Origin of the sequence: Pseudomonas sp. AP19 (assembly GCF_001728855.1) — a bacterium.
Taxonomy (GTDB): domain Bacteria; phylum Pseudomonadota; class Gammaproteobacteria; order Pseudomonadales; family Pseudomonadaceae; genus Aquipseudomonas; species Aquipseudomonas fluorescens.
In genome coordinates, this window is record NZ_LXJP01000039.1 from 55,661 (window position 1) to 63,983 (window position 8,323).

Consider the following 8,323-nt stretch of genomic DNA (forward strand, 5'->3'; position numbering starts at 1 on the left):
AACGCTTATGTCCCAGACTATGGGCGACAACCTCAAGCGCCTGCTGGCGCCCCGGCACCTGGCATTTGTTGGCGGGCGCAGCATGGCTCGCGCCTTAAAGCGTTGCGCCGACGGCGGTTTCACCGGGCAAATGTGGCTGGTTAACCCGCACCATGACCACCTTGACGGCATCCCTTGTGTGCGCCGCGTGGCGGATTTGCCGTGCGGCCCGGATGCGGTGTTTGTCGCCACTAACCGTGAGCTGACATTGACCTGCATCGCCGAGCTCGCCGCCATCGGCACAGGCGGCGCGATTTGCTACGCCTCAGGCTTTGCCGAAACCGGCGCCGACGGTGCAGCTCTGCAACAGCAGTTGCTCAACGCGGCAGGCGACATGGCCTTGCTCGGCCCCAACTGCTACGGCCTGTTGGACTACCTGCACAGCTCGGCGTTGTGGCCGGTGGCCCATGGCGGCAAGCCGGTAGAGAAGGGCGTCGCGATACTGACCCAGAGCGGCAACTTCGCCTACAACCTGTCGATGAGCGACCGCTCGTTGCCGGTTGCCTACATGGCTTCAGTGGGCAACCAGGCACAACTGGGCGTGGCCGAATTGATGGACGTATTGCTCGACGAACCGCGCGTTACCGCGATCGGCCTGCACCTGGAAGGCCTGAAGAATGTGCCAGGGTTTGCCCGCGCGGCGCACAAAGCCCTGGAACAAGGCATTCCGATCATCGCGCTGAAAACCGGCGTCTCGCAGATCGGCGCCGAGCTGGCGTTAAGTCACACCAGTTCACTGTCCGGCTCCGATGCGCTGTACGACAGTTTGTTTGCCCGTCTGGGCGTGATCCGCGTGAGCGGGCCGGTGAGTTTTGTCGAAACCTTGAAGGCCGCAGCGTGCGGCAACCTGCCGTCAGGCAAGCGCCTGATCGCGCTGGCTTGTTCCGGTGGTGACGCTGGGCTGATTGCCGATTACGCCGAGCGCAACCATCTGGCCCTGCCGAAACTCGACGCAGGCCAGCGCGCTGAACTGGCGCAGGTGCTGCCCAGTTACGCGAACCTGGTCAACCCATTGGATTTCACCACCGCCATCTGGGGCGACCGTGAAGCGCTGCAGCGCATGCTTGATACGGCCCTGCGCACCGACACTGATGCCGCCATGCTGGTGCTGGATTACCCGGCAGCCTTGACCGGCGAGCGCCAGGAATGCGACCTGCTGCTGGAGCTGTTTTGCGCGGCGCTCAGCCGCCATGGCAAGCGCGGTTTCGTCACCTCGGCTTTTCCCGAGCTGTTGCCGGTCCATGCCCGTGAACGCCTGCATGCCCACGGCATTCCAGCCTTGCAGGGCGTGGAAGACGCGCTCGCGGCGTGGGCGCGGATTGCCGACTACCAACACCATCGGCGCGTCTTGCTTGAGCGGGGCGAATCGATCCTCGAACCACTGTGCCCTCGGGCTCTGGCCGGCCGTGGTGTGACCCTGGATGAGTGGGCGTCCAAACAGGCGTTGCGCGCATTTGGCTTACCCACTCCACTGGGTGTGTTGAGTACGCCGGAACGCGCGATGGCTGATGCACACCTGTTGGGCTACCCGTTGGTACTTAAGGCGGTCAGCGCCGAGTTACCGCATAAAACCGAAGCCGGGGCGGTGGCGCTCAACCTGCCAGACGCCGCCGCTTTAAAGGCTGCCATCGCGCAGATGAGCGCGCAAATCGCCGCGTATGCACCCGGCGTCGCCTTCGATCGACTGCTACTGGAGCCCATGGCCGCCCAGCCCTTGGCTGAGTTGATCGTGGGCATCAAACGTGAAAACGACTTCGGCCTGGCCCTGGTGATTGGCGCCGGTGGCATCCTGGTGGAACTGCTCAAGGACAGCCGCAGCCTGTTGCTGCCCACCACTGACGATGCGATTCGCCACGCGTTGCTCAGCCTGCGCAGCGCCACGTTGCTGCACGGTTTTCGCGGGCGGGAAGTGGCGGATATGGGTGCGTTGGTCGCGGCCATTCGCGCCGTGGCCGACTACGCCTGTGCCAACGCCGAACAGTTGCTGGAACTCGATGTGAACCCATTGCTGGTCAATGCCCGGGGCGCCACGGCGGTCGACGCATTGATTCGCCTAGGAGATGGCTATGCACGATAAAACGCTGACCGGCGGCCAGGCTCTGGTGCGGTTGTTGGCCAACTATGGCGTCGACACGGTGTTCGGCATTCCCGGTGTGCACACCTTGGAGCTGTATCGCGGCCTGCCCGGCAGTGGCATTCGCCACGTGCTCACGCGCCACGAGCAGGGCGCCGGGTTCATGGCCGACGGCTATGCGCGCGTCAGCGGCAAGCCGGGCGTGTGTTTTGTCATCACCGGGCCCGGCGTTACCAATGCCGCCACCGCCATCGGCCAGGCCTATGCCGATTCCATTGCGATGCTGGTGATCTCCAGCGTCAACGCCACCGCGAGCCTCGGCAAAGGCTGGGGCAGCTTGCACGAGACCCAGGATCAGCGAGCGATCACCGCTCCCATCACCGCGTTTTCGGCGGTGGCATTGAGTGCCGAGGATCTGCCCGAGTTGATCGCCCGTGCCTACGCAGTGTTCGACAGCGAGCGGCCACGGCCGGTGCATATTTCGGTGCCGTTGGATGTGTTGGCGGCACCGATCAGATGGGACTGGAGCAATCACGTGGTCCGCCGTCCAGGGCGTGGCGTGCCATCGGCCGACGTGCTGGAGCAGGCAGTGGCCACGCTCGCGGCAGCCAAGCGGCCGATGATCATTGCCGGCGGCGGTGCGTTGGCCGCAGGCGAGGCGTTGCAGCGCTTGAGTACGCTTCTGGCGGCGCCGTTTTTCAGCAGTGTTGCCGGGAAGGGGCTGCTGCCGGTCAACGACCCGCTGAATGCCGGGGCCACCCTGTGTGTGGAACCGGGCTGGCAACTGATCAGCGAGGCCGATGTGGTGTTGGCGGTCGGCACGGAAATGGCTGACACCGATTATTGGCGCGAGCGTTTGCCAATCAAGGGTGAGCTGTTACGGGTGGATATCGACCCGCGCAAATTCAATGATTTCTACCCCTGCGCACTGGCGTTGCACGGTGATGCCCACCAGACAGTGCTGGCCTTGCTCGCCGGTTTACCGCCTGCACCGCGCGATGCTGACGCGTCGATCAAAAAGGTCGCGACCTTGCGCCACGCGGTAGCGCTTGGGCACGGGCCGCTACAGGCCATTCATCAAGCCATTTTCGAGCGCATCGAGGCCGAACTGCCTGCCAACGCGTTCATCAGCAGTGACATGACCCAACTGGCCTACACCGGCAACTACGCCTACCCGAGCCGCGCCCCGCGCAGCTGGTTGCACCCGACCGGCTACGGCACCTTGGGCTATGGCTTGCCCGCCGGCATCGGCGCCAAGTTTGGCGCGCCGCAGCGCCCGGGCCTGGTGCTGGTGGGGGACGGCGGTTTCCTCTACACCGCACAGGAACTGGCGACCGCCGTGGAGGAACTGGACAGCCCGTTGGTGGTGCTGCTGTGGAATAACGACGCCCTCGGCCAGATCCGCGACGACATGCTGAGCCTGGCTATCGAACCTATCGGCGTGCTGCCGCGCAACCCGGATTTTGTACTGTTTGCCCAGGCGTTCGGTTGTGCCGTGTACCAACCCAAGAGCCTGGATGAATTGCAAACGGACTTGCGCAACGGCTTCAAACGCAAGGGCGTGACCTTGATCGAGCTGAGACATGCCTGTGCCTGTTGACCTGCTCGGGCGGCGGACCCTGGGTGACAATAACCCTGTTCATCGGAATCGGACATGGCCCCGGACTGGCGTGATCATTTGCTGGCCCAACGGGCGGCGCACATCGTTTAGGAGTTCACATGAAGGTTTTGATTGTTCACGCCCATCCTGAGCCACAGTCCTTTACCGCGGCGTTGCGCGACCAGGGCGTGAGCACGCTGCAAGGCCTGGGGCATGAGGTGCAGGTCAGCGACTTGTATGCCATGCAGTGGAACCCGGTGGCGTCGGCAGCTGACTTTTCAACGCGCGAGCATCCCGAGTATCTGGTGTATGCCCTGGAGCAACGTCTGGGGGTAAAAAAACAGTCGATCGCGGCGGATATCCAGAGCGAGTTGGACAAGGTGCTGTGGGCCGATCTGCTGATCCTTAATTTTCCGATCTTCTGGTTCTCTATGCCTGCAATGCTCAAGGGCTGGGTCGACCGCGTGCTGGTGTCCGGTGTGTGTTATGGCGGTAAGCGGTTCTATGATCAGGGCGGGTTGGCGGGCAAGCGTGCGCTGGTCACGGTGACCTTGGGCGGGCGCGAGCATATGTTTGGTGAGGGTGCGATTCACGGGCCGCTGGAGGCTATGTTACGCCCGATCCTGCGCGGTACGTTGGCGTATGTCGGGTACACGGTGCTGGCGCCGTTTGTGGCGTGGCATGTGCCGTATATCAGTGACGAGGCGCGGCGGGATTTTCTGCTGGGGTATGAGCAGCGGCTGCAAGGGCTGTTGGATGAGCAGCCCTTGGTGTTTCCGACATTGGCCCAGTTTGATGAGGCGCTGTACCCACTCAGTTGAGCCATTCACGGTGCAACGGAGGGAGCAGGCACGCCAGCGCCCTCCGTTTGCTGCCCATCGGTCAGTCGGCGTTGCTGTGTGCGCGAAGGCGTTCGACCGCACTGCGCAACAACTGCTCGGTACTGTTCCAGCCCAGGCAACCATCAGTCACCGACACGCCGTATTTCATCGATGCACTCAACGGCTGGCAACCTTCGAACAAGTGACTTTCGAGCATCATGCCGATCAGCGAGGTGTCACCCTGCAGGCGCTGTTCCAGCACGTCGTTGAACACCGCCGGTTGACGCAGTGGGTCTTTGCCACTGTTGGCGTGGCTGCAATCGACCATGATCCGCGCCGCGACCTTGGTCTTGGCCAAGTCGTGCTTCACCTGCGCCACGCTGTGCGCATCGTAGTTCGGTCCACGGTGACCGCCGCGCAGTACCAGATGGGTGTCGGGGTTGCCCGGGGTCTGGATGATCGCCGGGTGGCCCTGGCTGTCGACGCCGAAGTGGCGGTGCGGGTGCGACGCCGAGCGCATTGCATCGCAGGCAATCGCAACCCCGCCGTCGGTGCCGTTCTTGAAACCGACCGGCATGCCCAGGCCGCTGGCCATTTCGCGGTGGATCTGTGATTCCGTGGTGCGTGCGCCGATGGCGACCCAACTCAGCAGGTCATCGAAGTAGCCGGCGGCCATCGGTTGCAGCAGTTCGGTGGCGACCGGCAAGCCCAGGCGCAGCATTTCGCGCATCAGTTGGCGCGACAGCGTGAGGCCGGCGGCCATGTCGTCGCTGCCATCCAGGTGCGGGTCGTAGGCCAAGCCTTTCCAACCGATGGTGGTGCGCGGTTTTTCGACGTATGCACGGATCACCAGCAGCATCTGGTCGCTGACTTCAAGTGCCAGCTTCTTCAGGTTGCGCGCGTATTCCATGGCCGATTCGGGGTCGTGGATTGAACACGGGCCGACAATCACCAGCAAGCGTGAATCTTCGCCATCAAGAATGGCGCGCACGGCTTGGCGATGGGCATGGATCTGTTCATTGAGGAACGGGCTCAGAGGCAACTGATGCTTGAGCTCAAGCGCGCTGGGCAGGCGCTGGGTCAGGGCTTCATTGGCGCTGGTCAGGGCAGAGACGGGCAGAGCGGCGATGGAGGAGTTCATATTCAAGGCTTCCTGGGCAAGCGGCGGGCTGTTCCCGCACGCTCTGCCCTACTGGGGTGTTCGACAATTGGCCGTATTGGCTGCGTGTGTTGGCTTGCCACCAATAGGTGACCGATCGGAGGCGGCAGGCTGTCCCGAACGGAGCTTGCTAAATCGCCATGCAGTGGAAGTGTCGTAGCGGTAATAAGTGGCGTAGTTCATGTCGTGAGTCCTTTTAGTGTTCGGTGTGACGCAAAATAATTAAGGGCTGAAAAAACAAAACCCCCGGTCGGGGAGCCGACCGGGGGTTAGATTTCTCTGGTAGGCGACCCCTTGAGTAGTGGGCGCCGATTTCAGGTATCAGGCGCGCCAGTGGCTAAACCAATACCCAAAATAAAAGCTGACCAGTGCGCTCAAACCGTTCCCACGGGTAGCCGATACCGAGCGCTGGGCGCTGGCAGCAGGGCAAACCTGAGAGTGGGTGAGTTGCAACATGGTGTTTCTCCAAATGATGGGGGGAGCTTACTAGAGGCGCATGGCAGGATTCAATCAGTAATTTCTATCGCGTGAGGGACTTACGGCTATGGGGTGAGTGCCGATATGCTGCTTACACTTTGATATCTATTGCTGGGACGCGACCATGACTGCCTTCACCCTTGCTGCTGCGCAAACCACCTCCATCGCGGGTGATGTGCCGGCCAATATCCGTCGGCACCTGGCGTTTATGCAAACGGCGGCGGCGCGAGGCGTGCAGTTATTGGTGTTTCCAGAGTTGTCGTTGACCGGCTACGAGCCGGCGCTGGCGGCCGGTTTGGCGATTGCCCCCGAGGATGCACTGCTTGAGCCGCTGCGTGAGAGGGCGCAAGCGTTGCGGTTGACGGCGGTGGTGGGGATGCCGATACGTGTGGCACCCGGGGCAGGCGTGCTGATCGGCGCACTGGTGTTGGGCGCGGATGGTTCGCTGGCGGTCTACACCAAACAGCATTTGCATCCTGGCGAAGAGGTGGCGTTTGTCGCGGGGCAGGGCGGTGCAGCCCTCGAGTGGGGGGATGAGCGCATTGCGCTGGCAGTGTGTGCGGACTTTTCCCACGCCAGCCATCCGCGTCAGGCGGCTGAAGCCGGCGCCAATGTGTACGCCGCCGGTGTGCTGATCAGTGAAGGCGGCTACGCGACGGACAGTGCGCTTTTGCAGGGTTACGCCGCCGAGCATCGGATGCTGGTGCTGATGGCCAATCACGGTGGCCCATCCGGTGGCTGGGCTTGCGCGGGTCGCAGCGCCATCTGGTCAGCCGACGGCAGCCTGCTTGCTGCCGCGCCGGGTATTGGCGACGCGCTGGTGATTGCCCGCCGCGATGGCGAGCACTGGGCCGGGCATGTGGAAGCGCTCTAAATGGCCTTTCACCTGCGCGCTGCCACCCGCCACGACCTACCGTTTGCGCGAACGCTGACCCATGACGCCATGAACCGCTACTACCAGCAGTACGGGTTGCTGTGGTCTGACAGCGGCTTTGACGTTGCCTGGGCAGCGCGTGAAAACTGGCTGATCTGCAATGATGACAGCGTGATGGGGTTTATCAGCGTCAATCGCGATCACAGGGCGCTGTATATCCGCGAATTGCACATGCTCGAGCGCTGCCGCCAGCAAGGCGCAGGCAGCTGGGTGTTGGAGCAAATGGTGCTCAAGGCGCGTGCGCAGGGGTTGGGTCTTTTACGCTTGACCGTGTTCAAGACCAACCCGGCGAGAAGGCTGTATCAGCGCCAGGGGTTGAGTATCGTCGGGGAAGAAGATTGCTTCTGGTGCATGGAGCGCGAGTGCCACGTAATCCAAGCTGACTAAAACAGGTACGCTGTACGAATAAGCGCATACTGCTATCAGGAAAGAGCTTGTGTCTCGCTGTGTGGAGCAACAGGTTCGTCCACGATAATCCCTTCTTTCATGCCCAGCAGGACCGCCACCTTATGGGCTTCCCCACGCCGTCCCTTTTTACGCCCAGCGAGCACTTGATACGTCGTGGCTGGATCGACGCCGTGCTCACGAGCGAACGCTTGAACTGACTTTCCTTGATGTTCCAACCAAGCCTTGGCTTGTGCAGCAGTGCGAATACCGGGCATAGTTCAAAACCGTTCAAGTTTGTGTAAAACGAGATGAGTGTGTCACCTCTAGGGGTGTGCCATAAAGGATCATACATCCAAATGAGTGGAATCGGTTCGCGCTTAAGGCAGGAGAGAGAACGTCTTGGCCTGTCACAGAAGATTTTTGGTGAAATAGGCGGCGTTGAAGCTAACGCCCAAGGCAAGTACGAGAGCGGTGGCCGCGCGCCCAAGGCTGACTATTTGTCACGCGTGGCCGAGCGTGGGGTGGATCTTTTATATGTGCTGACGGGGAGTCCGACGCCCATCCAATTGGAAAACCTTAGTCAGCTTGAAGAAAAGATCCTTGAAAACTACCGAGCCATGTTCAAGGAGGATCAGGATGCTATCCGTCGATTGACCACCACGTTGGCGGAACATTCAGCGGCAAAGAACGGAAAACTCAAGCCGATGTTTGAGCAAACCTGACCTTTTGCTCAGCATAATCTGCGGCGTGTCGCTCGGTAGAAGCCTCTATCCTGCGCAAACTCAATATATATGACGCTTGCGGCTAGGTCTGCGCCTTGGTTTTTTGCTAA

8 protein-coding genes are annotated in these 8,323 nt (G+C 61.6%); 6 read left to right on the plus strand and 2 right to left on the minus strand.

Going from position 1 to position 8,323, the window contains the following annotated elements; genetic code table 11:
- The first annotated feature begins 7 nt into the window (after nucleotides 1-7).
- The 3 genes from A7D21_RS23550 (at nucleotide 8) to A7D21_RS23560 (ending at nucleotide 4,534) form a co-directional block, all read left to right on the plus strand.
- The gene (locus A7D21_RS23550) at nucleotides 8-2,116 is read left to right on the plus strand and encodes an acetate--CoA ligase family protein (RefSeq protein ID WP_053255488.1); all 2,109 of its coding nucleotides are present in this window, start codon (nucleotides 8-10) and stop codon (nucleotides 2,114-2,116) included.
- A complete protein-coding gene (locus A7D21_RS23555) occupies nucleotides 2,106-3,713 on the plus strand; it encodes a 5-guanidino-2-oxopentanoate decarboxylase (protein ID WP_069552812.1) in 1,608 nt (535 codons plus the stop codon). Before A7D21_RS23550 ends, A7D21_RS23555 begins: the two co-directional genes overlap by 11 nt.
- Before the next feature lie 119 nt (nucleotides 3,714-3,832).
- A complete protein-coding gene (locus tag A7D21_RS23560) occupies nucleotides 3,833-4,534 on the plus strand; it encodes an NAD(P)H-dependent oxidoreductase (protein WP_053255490.1) in 702 nt (233 codons plus the stop codon).
- A gap of 61 nt (nucleotides 4,535-4,595) precedes the next feature.
- Here A7D21_RS23560 and A7D21_RS23565 read toward each other — a convergent pair whose 3' ends face one another.
- Nucleotides 4,596-5,675, minus strand: a complete 1,080-nt coding sequence (locus A7D21_RS23565; RefSeq protein WP_069552813.1) for a 3-deoxy-7-phosphoheptulonate synthase — start codon at nucleotides 5,673-5,675, stop codon at nucleotides 4,596-4,598.
- Nucleotides 5,676-6,294: 619 nt separating this feature from the next.
- Here A7D21_RS23565 and A7D21_RS23570 point away from each other — a divergent pair.
- Both A7D21_RS23570 and A7D21_RS23575 read left to right on the plus strand, forming a co-directional pair.
- On the plus strand, nucleotides 6,295-7,044 hold the full coding sequence (locus A7D21_RS23570) for a carbon-nitrogen hydrolase family protein (RefSeq protein WP_069552814.1): 750 nt from the start codon (nucleotides 6,295-6,297) through the stop codon (nucleotides 7,042-7,044).
- Nucleotides 7,045-7,491 (plus strand): GNAT family N-acetyltransferase, encoded by a 447-nt coding sequence (locus tag A7D21_RS23575; protein ID WP_053255493.1) that lies wholly within the window; start codon nucleotides 7,045-7,047, stop codon nucleotides 7,489-7,491.
- Between the two features lie 35 nt (nucleotides 7,492-7,526).
- Here A7D21_RS23575 and A7D21_RS23580 read toward each other — a convergent pair whose 3' ends face one another.
- On the minus strand, nucleotides 7,527-7,766 hold the full coding sequence (locus A7D21_RS23580; RefSeq protein ID WP_053255494.1) for a DNA-binding protein: 240 nt from the start codon (nucleotides 7,764-7,766) through the stop codon (nucleotides 7,527-7,529).
- A gap of 81 nt (nucleotides 7,767-7,847) precedes the next feature.
- Between A7D21_RS23580 and A7D21_RS23585 the strand changes: the two genes are divergently transcribed.
- Nucleotides 7,848-8,213 (plus strand): helix-turn-helix domain-containing protein, encoded by a 366-nt coding sequence (locus A7D21_RS23585; protein ID WP_053255495.1) that lies wholly within the window; start codon nucleotides 7,848-7,850, stop codon nucleotides 8,211-8,213.
- The last annotated feature ends 110 nt before the right edge of the window (nucleotides 8,214-8,323 follow it).

Bases quoted from the DNA above. Each gene is read 5' to 3' on its own strand.
- A7D21_RS23565 (WP_069552813.1), bottom strand. From the start codon at position 5,675: ATGAACTCCTCCATCGCCGCTCTGCCCGTCTCTGCCCTGACCAGCGCC.
- A7D21_RS23580 (WP_053255494.1), bottom strand. From the start codon at position 7,766: ATGCCCGGTATTCGCACTGCTGCACAAGCCAAGGCTTGGTTGGAACAT.
- A7D21_RS23555 (WP_069552812.1), top strand. From the start codon at position 2,106: ATGCACGATAAAACGCTGACCGGCGGCCAGGCTCTGGTGCGGTTGTTG.
- A7D21_RS23570 (WP_069552814.1), top strand. From the start codon at position 6,295: ATGACTGCCTTCACCCTTGCTGCTGCGCAAACCACCTCCATCGCGGGT.
- A7D21_RS23575 (WP_053255493.1), top strand. From the start codon at position 7,045: ATGGCCTTTCACCTGCGCGCTGCCACCCGCCACGACCTACCGTTTGCG.
- A7D21_RS23560 (WP_053255490.1), top strand. From the start codon at position 3,833: ATGAAGGTTTTGATTGTTCACGCCCATCCTGAGCCACAGTCCTTTACC.
- A7D21_RS23550 (WP_053255488.1), top strand. From the start codon at position 8: ATGTCCCAGACTATGGGCGACAACCTCAAGCGCCTGCTGGCGCCCCGG.
- A7D21_RS23585 (WP_053255495.1), top strand. From the start codon at position 7,848: ATGAGTGGAATCGGTTCGCGCTTAAGGCAGGAGAGAGAACGTCTTGGC.